The sequence below is a fragment of the Bradymonas sediminis genome, assembly GCF_003258315.1.
GTDB lineage: Bacteria > Myxococcota_A > Bradymonadia > Bradymonadales > Bradymonadaceae > Bradymonas > Bradymonas sediminis.
In genome coordinates, this window is the sequence record NZ_CP030032.1 from 3004323 (window position 1) to 3017645 (window position 13323).

The window sequence follows — 13323 nt, forward strand, 5'->3', positions numbered from 1 at the left end:
CCAACACATCACTCAGAGAAACTCAGCCGGCAGGTCGATATCATCCCGCGGGATGAAGACGGTGTCGCGGTAGATCTCCTCGATCTGGCGCTCCCGAAGGGTCAGCCCGAGCGCGGGTTTGATGTCATCGGGGAGCGCGCGCTCCTGGTCGGCGACGCTCTTCGCTTCGACATAATTTGAGCCGCTAAAGGGCGTCCAGAATTGGCTCTTAAAGATCGCCTCGGCCAGGCCGGCGACCTCCTCGAGCGAGTCGCCCTGGGTCATCTCCCCGTTGGCGCTGTCGCGAGGCGCGACAATCCCGTCGTATTGCCGAGCGCTCCAGCCGTCCGCGTCGGCCGAAGCCGGCGCCTGGTTCAGCGCGACCGTGAAGGCTTCGGCCTGCTCAAACCCGGGCCGCGCCCAGACGAGCGCCCGCTCGAACCCACCCGATTCTCCCTCGACCCGGCCCATATAGATGGCCAGCCCGGGGGTGGCGCCCTTGTCGGTCAGGGGCGCGTAAAAACGCACGATCATGCCTTCTTCGGCCCGGTCGGGGTCGAGTGAGACCACGAAGGTGACGTCCATGCGCCGGGCGCCGATGGCATTGGCCTCGCCGGCCCCGCCGTCGAGGGCCTGCAACAAAAGCGTCGCGGTGGCGCGCTGCTTCGCGTTTAACCCACTTCCATCGCTCGCCTCGCGGCGCAGATAATCGAGGACCGACGCCGCCCCGCTCCAGGCATCTTCCTCAAACTCTGCGGCGTCAATCTGCCAATAATCAAAGGCCACGACCTCGTCGACAAACGCGTCAGGTAACAGCCCCTGGTCGCCGCGGGCGACCGGCGTCCAATCCGCCCAGATCGCCTGGGCTGACTGGCTATCCAGGCCCATCAGACCCCCGCCGTTGCCCTGCGATCCACCCGATGCACACCCTGCGGCCGCCCCGACCAGCAGCAGTGTCGCCGCCGTGGCGAGCCCGCGTCGCACCCAGGTCATCTGGCGAGCCCCGCGGCGCGCCTCGATGCGATGCTCCTGAGCTCCTCTCGGATTGATCCCGTATTTCGAATTCATGAAGTCCTCGCAGTTCTTATATCGATCACAAAGTTGGAGTAGTATGTCGGCCGTCTGGCACTAAAAGCATCGCTATTTGAATTTCGCGACGTTGCGAAAGTCTGATCGGTTGCCTAGATTCGACGCGACCTTAAGTTTTTGCACTCAAAGTATCCAATAAAATAAAGCCTATGAATCCATCGCTGATGTTTCGCTCTCTGCTCGTGCTCCTGGTCTTCGCCGCAATGGCCAGCGGGTGCGCCAAAAATATCCCGCCTCCCGAGAACGCCATCGAGGACCCGGCGCAGCTGCGCGCCGCGATCGACGCGCGGCTTGGGCAGATCGAGGATGCCCGCTTTAGCGAGATCGTACTCGACTATTTCGGCGACGGCCAACGCGTCAAGGTGCGCCAGCTTATCCTGGTGAAGCAACCCGACAAATTGCGGGTGCAGACGCGCATCCCCGGCACCGACTCGATCATGAGCGTCCTGGTCACCGACGGCGAGACCTTCGCGATGCATAATCGCGACACCAACGAGTATTTCACCGGGGCGCCGACCCCGGCCAATATCAGCCGGCTCTTGCCGGTCGACCTCTCGGCGCGCGACGTCGTGCGCATGATGCTCGGCGGCGCGCCCTGGGACCGCTTCGAGCGCAGCGCGGCGCCCGCCGAGCTGCGCTGGAACCCGAAGACCGGCCGCTATAGCTACGAGAAGTCCATGCCCACCGGCGGCAAGCTCAAGATGGAGGTGCGCCCGAGCGACTTCGCCGTCATCGAGCTCACCGAGACCGACGCCAAGGAGAACACGACCTATCGCTACACCAGCGAGGATTGGAAGCGCACCAAGGACAACGATCGCATCGCGCTGCCGGAATACCGCCGCTTCGTCTGGCCGGCGCGAAACCTCGACTTCTCCCTGGATATCCGAGGCACCCAGCTCGACCCGGGCCTGGTCGACCCGCTCTTTGAGCTCGCCGCGCCGGCCGGCAGCACCGTGGTCGAGGTGCAATAACGCGACGACTCACCGGGCGCTCGGCGGGAATGAACGCCGACTTCGCGGTGTTCTCGACCACAGCGCGCCGCGGGTTGCGCTTGACGCCCGGCGGCGCGAAATCTAGGTTTCCCCGCAGATGGATGCGAACGCATCACATATAAATTTAGACCACGTTATGAGGCTTTAAGATGATCTCATTGACCCAAAAAGCAGCCAATAAGGCTGTCGATATGATGCGCGAGAACGACATTGACCCCAAGAGCTCCTACGGGCTTCGCCTTGGCGTAAAAGCCGGCGGGTGCTCCGGGATGAACTATGTCCTCGACATCGTCGAGAAGCCCCGCGAAAACGACCGCGTCTTTCAGCTCCACGGCGTCAACGTCTATTGCGACCCCAAGAGCTATCTCTACCTCAACGGCACCGAGGTGGACTGGCAGGACGGCATGGTCGACGCCGGGTTCAAATTCAGCAACCCCAACGCCAAGCGATCCTGCGGGTGCGGCACCAGCTTCACGACCTGATCCGCGCCGCTAATACGCGTTAAACGAAAAAACCGGCCCTGATGGCCGGTTTTTTTATGCCTCTGAAGAACGACTCAGGCGCCGGCAACCCCCGCCGCCGCCATCAGCGCAGCGAAACTGCCGAAGAATAACACCACCGCCCCGACCGACAGGCAGGTGCCAATCACCACAAGGCCCACGTTCGCCACGCTCAGCCAGAAGCCAATCTTGGTGACGGTCTTCCCAGCCGCAGAGCTCTTACCACTCTCGATATTCTTCAGCTCGATCCAGCCCATAATCGCCCCGACGACCGCCGCGATGACCGGCAATAGGACCCAGGACGCGATCCCCAGGGCGAGGGTCGCGTAGGCGAGCCCAGAGGGGTCACCGGTCGCGGAACTGCCGGTCGGCGGGCTCGAGGGCGGCTGGTAGCCCGAGTTAAGGCCGGGCCGAAACTGCGGCAGCTTCGACCAAAAAATTAACGTCATCATCAAATAGCGCAGCATAGGCGATCCTGGTGCGGGTCAAAGGGCATCGTGCGAAGCATCCTGCGAAGCTTCCTGCTTGGGCGAAAAACACTCTAAACACCATAGAGCAAAATGGAAGAACCGCGAAGGCCGGCGGCGGCGCGCTTCCCCCTATACACAGGCGCCACACTATATTATGACTCCCCGCGGCGATCTACACCGTGGGTAAGAGCCCGTCGATCCGGTCGAAATATCCATATATCGACTCAATATCGACTGCTTTCGCCCGAGATTCGGTCGATAAACGTCACTTTTAGGCTCCGATGCTCGCGACGAATTACTCAGTGAGCATCATGGCTTGACGCCCCCAATCGCCTCGTGTAGGTTCCGCCACCTTCGGGCTGCTCGGCCACGCATCCGCTTATTGGCTGCGCGTTTTGAGACAACCTGTGAGTAAATTGATAGTTTTACGGCGAGTCGTTGCGACGATTTGGCCCCTAAAATTTCGTTTAAACGAACGCGATAGATTATTTTTCAGGAGACCCATCATGCATGCAATTTTTAAGACCGGCGGTAAGCAGTACCGCGTCAAGGCTGGCGACGAATTCAACGTCGAGAAACTCGCCGACGCCGAGGCCGGCAGCGAAATCACCTTCGATAGCGTGCTTGCTGTAGGCGACGGCGATGATATCGCTGTTGGCCAACCGCTCGTCGAAGGCGCCACCGTCAAAGCAACGGTCGTCGACAACCATCGCGGCCCGAAGATCATCGTCTTCAAGAAAAAGCGGCGCAAAAAGTACCGCAAGAAGCAAGGTCATCGTCAGTCCTTCACGCGCATCCGCATCACGGATGTCGTCGCGGGCTAAAGCCTATTGCCCGGAGTTAATTTCGACGCCGCTCGGGCGTCGAGAGAATCGGGCAGTTTAATCTCGAGTCAATTCAAGCGCGAATTGGTTCAACAAAGAGCAACTTAAAGGAGCGTCTGATATGGCTCATAAGAAAGGTCAAGGTAGTACACGAAACGGTCGCGATTCCAATCCACAGTACCGTGGCGTGAAATCGTTCGGCGGCGAGCTTATCAAAGCGGGCACGATCATCGTGCGCCAGTGCGGCACCAAATTCCACCCCGGCCTGCACGTGGGCATGGGCAAGGATTATACGATCTACGCAAAAACCGAAGGTCGTGTACATTTTCGTAACGTCGCAGGTGGCCGCAAAGTCATCTCGATCATTCCGAGCGAAGATGTCGCAGCAGCTGAGTAAGTTTGCCCCACGCCTTCGGGCGGGCAATATGCTTTAAAGCTTAAAATGCGGTTCGCATCGCCCCTGTCCCACCCCAAGCGTGGTTCAGGGGCTTTGTTATTCGGACCCACTCATTAAATCTGTCACTCACGGGCCAGTCTCATGTTCGTTGATGAAGCAACAATTGAAATTCATGCGGGCCGAGGCGGCGACGGTTGCAGCTCTTTTCGACGCGAAAAATACGTCGCCCGCGGCGGCCCCGATGGCGGGGATGGGGGCAAAGGCGGCGATGTCGTGTTCGTCGCCAGCAATAACCAGCATACCCTGAGCGACTTTCGCCATAAGCGCTCGCTTAAGGCCGAGAACGGCCGCCCAGGCGAGGGCCGCCAATGCACCGGCGCCGGCGGGGCCGACAAGGTCATCCCGATCCCGGTCGGCACCCTGATTTACGACGCGGATACCGGCGAGCTCATCGCCGATATGGTCGAGGTCGGCCAGCGCGTGGTCGCGGCACGCGGCGGCGATGGCGGGCGCGGCAATATGAACTTCAAGACCTCCACCAACCGCGCGCCGCGCAAATGCACGCCCGGCTACCCGGGGGTCTCGCTGACGCTGAACCTACAGCTCAAGCTCATCGCCGACGTCGGCCTGGTGGGCTTCCCGTCGGTGGGTAAATCGACGCTGATCGCGACGGTCTCGAGCGCGCGCCCGCGCGTCGCCGCCTACCCTTTCACCACGCTGGTCCCGAACCTTGGCGTGGTCAATTGGAACCCGCTCGAGGAGTTCACGATCGCCGACATCCCGGGCCTCATCGAGGGCGCCCACGAGGGCAAGGGATTGGGCGTTCAATTCCTCAAGCATATCGAGCGCACCAACCTGATCGTGCACGTGCTCGAGGTGCTGCCGGAGACCGAAGCCGAGGCCAGCGGGCGCGACCCGGTCAAGGATTTCGAGGTCATCCGCGGCGAGCTGGCGGGCTATAACCCCGCGCTGCTCGACCTGCCGGAGTTGGTCTGCCTCAATAAGATCGACTTGCCCTATGTCGCCGAGCGCGAGGAAGAGCTGCGCGCCTATTTCGAGGACGAATTAGGCCTGCCCTTTATCGCGATCTCAGCCGCCACGCACACCAATATCGACGAGCTCAAGAAGATGTTGGGCCACGCGGTGAAACAAGGCGAGTTCGACGCGGTCAACGACACGCCCTGGTGGGAAGAATAATCTTGAACCAAAAAAATCGTCGGCCCGAAGAGATTCGGCGCCGACGATTTTTTTTGCCTTAAATACGTCAAAAATTCAGGCGGACTTCTCAGCCCCTTCCTCGTCCTGCTCCCCGGCCGCCGCGCCGTCGCGCGCCTGCTGTTTCTCGCGAATCGCCTGGCGGCGCTCGCGGCGCTTCTTCAACTCCCGCGCCTCTTCCTGAGCCGCGTGTCGCCCCAGGTAGAAGCCCGCGAGCAGACCAATAAAGAGGGCGATGGGGATATAAAATATATGTGCGCTCGACATGAATTTCCTCGCTTGAATGCGTCGTTCTATAGAGCTCGATGCTCGACCCGGTTCAGCCCGCTTCTATTCCATATCGTCAAAGACGACGTCCATGCGCCGGCCTAACTCGTCCAGCTCGCGATTGAGCGCGCGCTGGCGGCGCATGGTCATAAAGATCATGGCGAAGATGAAGATCCACAGCACAAAATAGGCCGCAACCATCAGCGGGCCGCCGGGGATCTTCCCGTGCTGCCAGGCCTGCTTTAGCCCGACGCGTCGGGCCTGAGTGACGACCTCGGCGCTCACCGCCATGGCGATCGCGACCTGGGCCTCGGAGCCCGAAAGCTGCTGGGCAACCACAGGCTTGGCCGCGGGAGCCGCGTCTTCGGCGCCCGCCTCTTCCAGCGCGACCTCATCCGCCGCAACTTCGGCCGCAGCCGGCTCTGGTGCGCCCTGGGCGAACGCCACCGAGCCAGCGCCCACCGGCCCAAGCGAAAGAAGCGCCAGGAGCGCAGCGACCACGCCGGACTTAAGCCAGCGCCGGGGCGAATGACGACGGTCCCTCACCGGCTCGGGATATGCGCCCAACAGCGTTACATGGGTAAGCGGGCTACGTGTCGATCTCTTCATAGCAACTCTTCTTTGTTGAGAACTCAACCGCGAGAACTTTAGGTCCTCAAAAAACGAATATCTACAACCGTCGGGCGCACCTGCAAGGATGCCTCCCCCGGCGTCTATGCCTCGGTCAGCACCTGTGCGGCGTCTTCGACATCCAGGTAAAGGCGATCCACCGTGCGCTGCGTCAAACGCACGCGAAGGCGCAGCCAAAATAGCACTAAAAACAGCCCCAAAAACGCCAGCATCGCCGCCGACAGCGCCATCTTCATATCCGGCGCCAGCCCCCCGCCGCCCTCCCGCTCAATCACCGGATGCATGCCGCCCCACTGGCGCACCGCATAGTGAATAATCGGAATGTCGACGAAGGCGATAATCGCCAGCACCGCCGCGATCTTGCGCACGCGCTCCCCGGAACCCGAGAAGACCCGTAACAGCATATAGCCGGTATAGAGGAGGAAGAGCACAAAGGTCGCGGTTAACTGCGGGTCCCACGTCCACGCCCTGCCCCAGGCTTTATAGGCCCACAGCGGCCCGGACACGAGCACATAGAGGCAAAAGAGCAGCCCGACTTCGGCGCCGCTGACCGCGACCATATCCCAGATGCGGTTGGGCTTTATCAGGTACAGCAGGCTCGCCAGCGACGCGATCGTGAACCCGGCGTACATGATCATCGCCGCGGGCACGTGCACATAAAAGATCTTCTGCACGATCCCCATCGTCAGCTCGACCGGGGCGTAGAAGAAGATCAGATAGAGCGTGGCCATAAAGGCCAGGGCGCTCAGAGCGGCGATTATCGGAAAGATTTTTTCGAGGATACGAACCATGAGCATCACCTGCCTTGCGGGTGGGAACTGCGTGCCGCGCACCAGAATCCTGGGACAATAGCGCAGCGAATTGCGCCGACCGGCGATTAGCACACGCGGCCAGCGTGAACAACGCACAAGCCGGGTCCGCGCGTGATTGCGTCACCTCCGGGGCTATTGTATGGTCTGCGAGTAGGTGCATTAGGCGATAACCCAGCAAATTCGGACACCCTCGGTATGATTCCAAAAAGAATCTTTGAACAGTCTATCCAGCGCTATTTTAAGCCCATCCTGCCCTATCTTCAGGACGCGTCGGTCAGCGAGATCATGATCAACGGGCCCGACGATATCTGGATCGAGGTCAGCGGAAAGCTGCACAAAACCGACGCCCGCTTTGAGACCAACGACGATCTGATGGGCGGGGTCAAGAATATCGCGCAATACGTCGGCAAGACCCTCGACGAGCTCAACCCGCGCATGGACGCGCGTCTGCCCGACGGCAGCCGTGTCCACGTCGTGTTGCCCCCATGCGCCCGAAACGGCATCAGCCTGGCGATTCGTCGCTTCGGCACCTTCTCGCTCAACATGGAAGCGCTGGTCGGCTACGGCAGCATCACCGAGGATGCCGCCGCGTTCGTCAAAACCTGCGTCGAGATGAAGCGCAACCTGGTGGTCGCCGGCGGTACCGGTAGTGGTAAGACCTCGCTGCTCAACTGTATCTCACTGCTCATCGACCCGGCCGACCGCATCATCGTCATCGAGGACTCCACCGAGCTCCAGATGCAGCAGCCCCACGTCATCATGATGGAGGCCCGCCAGCCCGACGCGCGTGGGCGCGGCGCGGTCACGATCGGCAACCTCTTTCACTCTGCGATGCGACTGCGCCCCGACCGAATCGTCATCGGTGAGATCCGCGGCGGCGAGGCGCTGGACCTGCTTCAGGCGATGACCTCGGGTCACGGCGGCTCCATGACCACGACCCACGCAACCTATCCCGACGATACGCTGCGCCGTCTGGAGACCATGGCGATGATGTCGCCGGTGCAATTGCCGCTGACCGCCCTGCGCAGCCAGGTCGCCTCGGCCGTGCAGGTGATCGTGCAGACCAGTCGCTTCAGCGACGGCTCGCGTAAGCTCACCCATATCGCCGAGGTCCTCGACCTGTCGCCCAACGGCGAGTATCAGATTCACCCCCTCTTCGAGTTCGTCCACCGCGGCACCGACGAAGACGGCAAGGTGAAAGGCAAGCTCGAACCCATGGGCAATTTGCCCACCTTTATGAAAGAAGCGAAGCGACAGGGCATCCGCCTGGAAGAGTCCTGGTTCCAACCCGATCCGAACTCCGACTAAGCACCCCCTGTCGCTTTTAGCCCCGCGATTCGTCGCGTTTCACAGTGTAGCAAGGCCCCCTAAAGCTCTATGTCCGACGATAGATTTAAACAGGCGAGACGAAGCCTCATCGACCGTAATAACCAGCGCCGCCAGCAGGGAGGCGACGATATGGCGGATGACGACTTCTACGAGGACGAGAAGACCCTCATGGTCAGCATCGACTCGATGAGCGCCCCGCCGTCGCAGCCCTCGCAGCCAGCGCCTCCGTCCTACCATTCGATGCCGGATGAGGACGATTTTGAGGATGCCGCCACCCAGATGGTGGACCTGAACGCGTTCCAGCAACCGCCGGGCTATTATGGGGAGAGCACCGACCCGCGCCGCGATGCCCTGTCAGCGCCGAGCCCATCGGTGGGCATCGGCGCACAGCAGCAATTCGGCCCCGCGGGCGGCGTCGCCCAATTTGTCCCCGACACCTCGGTCGCGGGTCACGAAGGGCATACCGACTTCATCAATATCGAAGAGTTGGCCGCCCAGGGAGCCAACTTCGGCGGGCCCGCCGCCGGCCCCGCGGGCGGGATCATGGACGACCCGGTGCTCACCCACGGGTACCAATTTGGCCCTCAATCGGTCCAAGAAGGTGAGATCACACTTATCTTCGCGCAGAACCCGCTGGGCCGACCGGTCGTGCTCCGCCGCATCTGGTCGGAAGCCCCCAACGCGATGCCCGCCGAATGGCGCCAGCGCCTGGCCCAACTCGAAGCCCTAAAAGTCCCCGGACTCGTGCCGCTTAACGGCGTGCTCGCCTCCCAGTCGGGCGTGTGGGCGGAGATGGCGAAACCCGAGGGGTATCGCCTCTCAGCGGTGATCGAGCAGCATGGACCGCAATCCCCCGAGCACGTCACCGGTTGGTTGAAGCAATGCGCCGAAGTCCTGCAGGCGGTTCACGAGGCGGGGCTGCTCTACGTCAACCTGAACCTGGACGCGATTTGGATCCAGGAAGATAACTCGATCATGGTTGAGCCCTTCGACTTGCTCAGCTTCGAGTCGCGCGGTCACCTGGGCGAATTCGGCCCGATGGAGCTGCGCCGTCCGCCCCAGGACCGCCAACTCACACCGGCCACCGACGTCTATAGCCTGGCCGCCGTCGGCACCGCGGCGCTCACCGGCATGCCGCTGTCGCCCCAGAGCCTCGACGCAATCGACGACAAGAGACTGGTCAAGCAATTGCGCCTTGGCCTGTCAGACAACCCGGCCGAGCGCCCGCAAACGATGGCCGACTTCGGCTCAAAGCTGAGGGTCCGCGGCGCCAGCGGCGGCAGCAAGATTAACTTCGACCCGTCCCAGCTCGACATCAAAGTCGTCGCGGCCATCGCCGTGCTCCTGCTCGGCGGGTTCGCCGGCTATATGTATTGGAATAAGCAGCAGGCTGAGAAGGCCGCGCTCGAACAGGCGCGCATCCAGGCAGCTCAGATGGACGCGCCCATCGACGCCCCCGCGGCCCCGGGCGGCGCAAACCCTGCAGCACCCGGCGCGCCAGCAGCACCCGGCGCGCCTGCGGCGCCCGGTGCGCCTGCGGCACCCGGCGCCCCCCTGGCCGGAGTCGTCCCCGATTCGCGCCTGCAGGTGGTGACCAGCTACCAGGTCAACCCGCCCACCACGGAGGCCGAGGAGGCTCAGCTCAGCCCCGAAGAGCTCGAAGCCCAGTCGACGGCGCTGCTTGAAACCGCCCGCGCCCGCATGGCCAAGGGCGACAAACTTGCCAAGGCCAGCGACCAACTCCAGGAGTATCGCAGCGCGCTTGAGAGCGTGACCAAGTCCATTCGCCTGCGCAAAAATGCGCCGACCGATGAAGAGAAGCAATTGCTCGCCGATCTTCTGCAGAAGAAGCCGCTGCGCGACTATGAGGCCCGACAGCGCGAGCGCATCACCAAGGCGATCGACAAGGACAATATCGGCGACGCGACCCGCTCCTATAAGACCCTGGCGACGCTGGATTATCGCGCTGAGTCGGAGCATTTCTTCCAGAATAACCCGACCGCGAAGGTCCGCGTGCTCTCGCCGAAGCAGAGCCCCGCGCCCGAATGAGTCGTGCTGACCGATAGTTATCTTTTAGATCCAAAACTTGCTTCGTTCGTTTGAATAAATACCCCGTTGGTATGGATTGAAACTTTCGCAAGAGGACGCATGATGATGAGCCAAAAACAAAATTTATTCGCTCCCGAAAAATCGGCACCGTTGCTCCGCAAAGGCCGAATTCTTCTGTTGGCCGGCGTCATGCTTGGGTGCGTCTCCGCCTGTGGTGAGGCGGAGCAGGTCGAGGCGCCCAGCGCCTATGACTTCGAAGTTCAGGTCGCGGTGGCCGACGAAAACCAGCGCCCTGTCGCCAAAGCCCCGGTGGTCTTGGACGGCAATATCGTCGGCTACACCGACCGCGATGGCATCTACCAGGCCACGCTCAACGAGTACGTCAACACCGAGGTCAGCCTGGCGATCGGCGAGATCGAGGGCTATGTCGTCCCCGAGACGGCCCAGACCATTACGACGCTACAGCGCGTCAAGACCATCGACGGGTTCAGCAACAGCCCGGTGCGCCTGCAAACCAACCTTCAATCAATCCGCAACGACTATCTGGTCTGGATCGACATCGAGTGCGGCGAGGAGATCGACGCCGAGGTTTGCCAGAAATTCCCAATCAAATTTAACGGCGAAGAGGTCGCCAAGACCGACGCCGAGGGCCGCGCTCATTTCGACTTCAAGGGCATCCCGGAGCAGACGGTCACCCTGCAGATCGACACACCGAAGTATATGCCCAAGCAGGGGCACACGACGGATGATTTCTACGAAATCACCCCCGCCAACCCGACCTATGAGATCACCCTGGGGCTCGCCTCGGAGGTGCTGACGATCAACCAGAAATTTGGCGACCCCAAGGCCGCCGAACGCCTCGCCGAAAAGAAGGCGCGCCAGCAGGCCGCCGCGCGTCGACGCGCCGCCCAAAGCCGCAAGAAGGCCAAGAAGAAAGAAGCGAAAAAAGCGAAGGACGCCGGCGTCATCGACCTGTGGTAAGTTGGCCGCAATTCGCCTAGCGCGCCGTGGATTTATCGCCTGATACTCTCCCCCAGGCATCCTCGGCGCGCTCATCCCCCCACACCGCCATTGTAATGACACAACCGACTTTCCCCGACTTTAAGGACCGCTACGGGCGCAAGGTGACCTACCTGCGCGTCTCCATCACGGAGCGTTGCAATTTCCGCTGCGTCTACTGCATGCCAGCCGAGGGGATCGGGCAGATCGCCAGCAAAGAATACCTGAGCTACGACGAGATCGCCGAGTTGGTCGAGATCTTCGCTGCACAGGGCGTCACCAGCGTGCGCATCACCGGCGGCGAGCCCCTGGTGCGCGCCGACGTCCCCGACCTGGTCGCCAAGCTGCGCGCGATCGACGGCATCGAGCGCATCGCCATGACCACCAACGGCTTTCTGCTCGACCGCTACGCCCAGGCCCTCAAAGACGCCGGCCTCGACAGCCTCAATATCAGCCTGGACACCCTGGACCCCGAGCGCTTCAAGCGGATCACGCGCGTGGGTGACCTGGACCGCGTCCTTCAGGGCATCGACGCCGCCCAAAAAGCCGGCTTCAAATCGGTCAAGCTCAACGCGGTCATCGTCGCCGGCTTCAACGAGGACGAGATGCTCGACCTGGTGCGCTTTGCCACCGAGCGCGCCATGATCATGCGCTTTATCGAGTTTATGCCCATCGGCGACACCGTCTGGGCAAACGACCTCATCGGCTCCGATGGCGCGCCCCAACTTCCACCCGGCGCGGGCAGGTCAAACCTGGGCTATTGCGTGCCGGCCAAGACCATGCGCGCCGAGATCGCCAAGCATTACCGCCTCGAGGTCGACCCGAAACGCTACGGCACCGGCCCGGCGCGCTACTGGCGCCTGCACGGCCCGGATACCCCGCCTGAGGGCCAAGCCTTCGGCATCATCGCCGCGGTCACGGAGTGCTTCTGTGACCTGTGCAATCGCGTGCGCCTGACCGCCTCGGGCGGGCTGCGCGCGTGCCTGGCCGACGATGACGAGATCAACCTGCGCGCGCCGCTGCGCACCCACTCCGACCCGGTCTTGCGCCGCGCCGAAATCGAGGAGCGCGTCCACGAAGCCCTCTTCGGCAAAAAGGAGCGCCACGCCTTCGATATCGAGGGCGGCTCGGTGACCACCAAAAACATGACCTCCATTGGCGGATAGAATTCGGCTGAATATTCTGTTAAAAAGAGTCCTCGTGGGTAGAAATTCTAGCCGCGACTCATTATTTCACCTGTTAGCATCCACGCGACACCGAGCCTATTGACCGATGCATTATCGCCCCGACAGCCTCAAATTCCGAATCTTCTGGAGCCGCCTTATCAGCGCCGCTCTGGTGGTCTTCGGACTGTTGATGGCAACCGCGGCGGTCGCATCCAACCCCCCGACGGACGCCCACACCGGTGACGCGGTCGCCGAGGCCTCGCCCTGCGATGCCAAATGCCCGGGCGACGCTCCCGAAGACCTCTGCGCGGATGACTGCCCCGACTGCACGCATTGCCACTCCGTGGCCCCCACGCTTGCAGCCTATTTCGCGGGCGTCCATATTTTCCCCCTGCCTCATAGCAAAGATCCGATTCCCGTCGCGTCTATCGCGCCGTCCAACCTCGGATATCGCCTCTTCAGGCCGCCGCAACCCTCCTAAATCGATCTTCCCGGGTGAATTGTGCCTTGAACGCGTGCACTCTGCCGACTTCGGCGACACGCCGCGCGCCCTCACTCGCCGGAAAATTGCGCACAACTGAATCAATTTTATAACACCTTACGCT

Annotated in this window: 15 protein-coding genes; 10 read left to right on the forward strand and 5 right to left on the reverse strand. The window is 61.9% G+C overall.

Going from position 1 to position 13323, the window contains the following annotated elements; translation table 11 throughout:
* Positions 1-12: 12 nt before the first annotated feature.
* The gene (locus tag DN745_RS11305; RefSeq protein WP_111334907.1) at positions 13-1047 is read right to left on the reverse strand and encodes a hypothetical protein; all 1035 of its coding nucleotides are present in this window, start codon (positions 1045-1047) and stop codon (positions 13-15) included.
* Between the two features lie 170 nt (positions 1048-1217).
* Between DN745_RS11305 and DN745_RS11310 the strand changes: the two genes are divergently transcribed.
* A complete protein-coding gene (locus DN745_RS11310; protein WP_111334909.1) occupies positions 1218-2039 on the forward strand; it encodes a LolA family protein in 822 nt (273 codons plus the stop codon).
* A gap of 170 nt (positions 2040-2209) precedes the next feature.
* The gene (locus tag DN745_RS11315) at positions 2210-2542 is read left to right on the forward strand and encodes a HesB/IscA family protein (RefSeq protein WP_111334911.1); all 333 of its coding nucleotides are present in this window, start codon (positions 2210-2212) and stop codon (positions 2540-2542) included.
* A gap of 74 nt (positions 2543-2616) precedes the next feature.
* On the opposite strand, the gene DN745_RS11320 is transcribed toward DN745_RS11315, so the two are convergent.
* Positions 2617-3012, reverse strand: coding sequence for a hypothetical protein (locus DN745_RS11320; RefSeq protein ID WP_133622170.1), 396 nt, complete (start codon positions 3010-3012; stop codon positions 2617-2619).
* A gap of 524 nt (positions 3013-3536) precedes the next feature.
* Here DN745_RS11320 and rplU point away from each other — a divergent pair.
* From rplU to obgE, 3 genes are all read left to right on the forward strand, one after another.
* The gene (rplU, locus tag DN745_RS11325) at positions 3537-3854 is read left to right on the forward strand and encodes a 50S ribosomal protein L21 (protein ID WP_111334915.1); all 318 of its coding nucleotides are present in this window, start codon (positions 3537-3539) and stop codon (positions 3852-3854) included.
* 121 nt (positions 3855-3975) lie between these two features.
* Entirely contained in the window at positions 3976-4251 is a 276-nt protein-coding gene (rpmA, locus tag DN745_RS11330; RefSeq protein ID WP_111334917.1) for a 50S ribosomal protein L27, read from the forward strand.
* A gap of 141 nt (positions 4252-4392) precedes the next feature.
* Positions 4393-5448, forward strand: coding sequence for a GTPase ObgE (gene obgE, locus DN745_RS11335; RefSeq protein ID WP_111334919.1), 1056 nt, complete (start codon positions 4393-4395; stop codon positions 5446-5448).
* A 75-nt stretch (positions 5449-5523) separates the two neighbouring features.
* Here the strand turns inward: obgE and DN745_RS11340 are convergent, their stop codons facing one another.
* From DN745_RS11340 to DN745_RS11350, 3 genes are all read right to left on the reverse strand, one after another.
* Positions 5524-5733: a hypothetical protein gene (locus tag DN745_RS11340; RefSeq protein WP_111334921.1), complete on the reverse strand. Its 210-nt coding sequence runs from the start codon at positions 5731-5733 to the stop codon at positions 5524-5526.
* Between the two features lie 63 nt (positions 5734-5796).
* A complete protein-coding gene (locus tag DN745_RS11345; RefSeq protein ID WP_111334923.1) occupies positions 5797-6342 on the reverse strand; it encodes a CcmD family protein in 546 nt (181 codons plus the stop codon).
* Positions 6343-6446: 104 nt separating this feature from the next.
* Positions 6447-7154, reverse strand: coding sequence for a cytochrome c biogenesis protein (locus DN745_RS11350; RefSeq protein WP_162687621.1), 708 nt, complete (start codon positions 7152-7154; stop codon positions 6447-6449).
* Positions 7155-7370: 216 nt separating this feature from the next.
* Here DN745_RS11350 and DN745_RS11355 point away from each other — a divergent pair, with 216 nt between their 5' ends.
* From DN745_RS11355 to DN745_RS11375, 5 genes are all read left to right on the forward strand, one after another.
* Positions 7371-8483: a TadA family conjugal transfer-associated ATPase gene (locus DN745_RS11355; protein WP_111334926.1), complete on the forward strand. Its 1113-nt coding sequence runs from the start codon at positions 7371-7373 to the stop codon at positions 8481-8483.
* 69 nt (positions 8484-8552) lie between these two features.
* Positions 8553-10553, forward strand: a complete 2001-nt coding sequence (locus tag DN745_RS11360) for a protein kinase family protein (RefSeq protein ID WP_111334928.1) — start codon at positions 8553-8555, stop codon at positions 10551-10553.
* Positions 10554-10652: 99 nt separating this feature from the next.
* Complete coding sequence (locus DN745_RS11365; protein ID WP_111334930.1) at positions 10653-11534, forward strand: hypothetical protein; 882 nt, start codon at positions 10653-10655, stop codon at positions 11532-11534.
* Positions 11535-11629: 95 nt separating this feature from the next.
* The gene (locus DN745_RS11370; protein WP_111334932.1) at positions 11630-12718 is read left to right on the forward strand and encodes a GTP 3',8-cyclase MoaA; all 1089 of its coding nucleotides are present in this window, start codon (positions 11630-11632) and stop codon (positions 12716-12718) included.
* A 106-nt stretch (positions 12719-12824) separates the two neighbouring features.
* Positions 12825-13199 (forward strand): hypothetical protein, encoded by a 375-nt coding sequence (locus tag DN745_RS11375; protein WP_111334934.1) that lies wholly within the window; start codon positions 12825-12827, stop codon positions 13197-13199.
* The last annotated feature ends 124 nt before the right edge of the window (positions 13200-13323 follow it).

Coding starts and splice junctions, on each gene's coding strand:
- DN745_RS11305 (WP_111334907.1), bottom strand. CDS start 1,047: ATGAATTCGAAATACGGGATCAATCCGAGAGGAGCTCAGGAGCATCGC.
- DN745_RS11310 (WP_111334909.1), top strand. CDS start 1,218: ATGAATCCATCGCTGATGTTTCGCTCTCTGCTCGTGCTCCTGGTCTTC.
- DN745_RS11315 (WP_111334911.1), top strand. CDS start 2,210: ATGATCTCATTGACCCAAAAAGCAGCCAATAAGGCTGTCGATATGATG.
- DN745_RS11320 (WP_133622170.1), bottom strand. CDS start 3,012: ATGATGACGTTAATTTTTTGGTCGAAGCTGCCGCAGTTTCGGCCCGGC.
- rplU (WP_111334915.1), top strand. CDS start 3,537: ATGCATGCAATTTTTAAGACCGGCGGTAAGCAGTACCGCGTCAAGGCT.
- rpmA (WP_111334917.1), top strand. CDS start 3,976: ATGGCTCATAAGAAAGGTCAAGGTAGTACACGAAACGGTCGCGATTCC.
- obgE (WP_111334919.1), top strand. CDS start 4,393: ATGTTCGTTGATGAAGCAACAATTGAAATTCATGCGGGCCGAGGCGGC.
- DN745_RS11340 (WP_111334921.1), bottom strand. CDS start 5,733: ATGTCGAGCGCACATATATTTTATATCCCCATCGCCCTCTTTATTGGT.
- DN745_RS11345 (WP_111334923.1), bottom strand. CDS start 6,342: ATGAAGAGATCGACACGTAGCCCGCTTACCCATGTAACGCTGTTGGGC.
- DN745_RS11350 (WP_162687621.1), bottom strand. CDS start 7,154: ATGGTTCGTATCCTCGAAAAAATCTTTCCGATAATCGCCGCTCTGAGC.
- DN745_RS11355 (WP_111334926.1), top strand. CDS start 7,371: ATGATTCCAAAAAGAATCTTTGAACAGTCTATCCAGCGCTATTTTAAG.
- DN745_RS11360 (WP_111334928.1), top strand. CDS start 8,553: ATGTCCGACGATAGATTTAAACAGGCGAGACGAAGCCTCATCGACCGT.
- DN745_RS11365 (WP_111334930.1), top strand. CDS start 10,653: ATGATGATGAGCCAAAAACAAAATTTATTCGCTCCCGAAAAATCGGCA.
- DN745_RS11370 (WP_111334932.1), top strand. CDS start 11,630: ATGACACAACCGACTTTCCCCGACTTTAAGGACCGCTACGGGCGCAAG.
- DN745_RS11375 (WP_111334934.1), top strand. CDS start 12,825: ATGCATTATCGCCCCGACAGCCTCAAATTCCGAATCTTCTGGAGCCGC.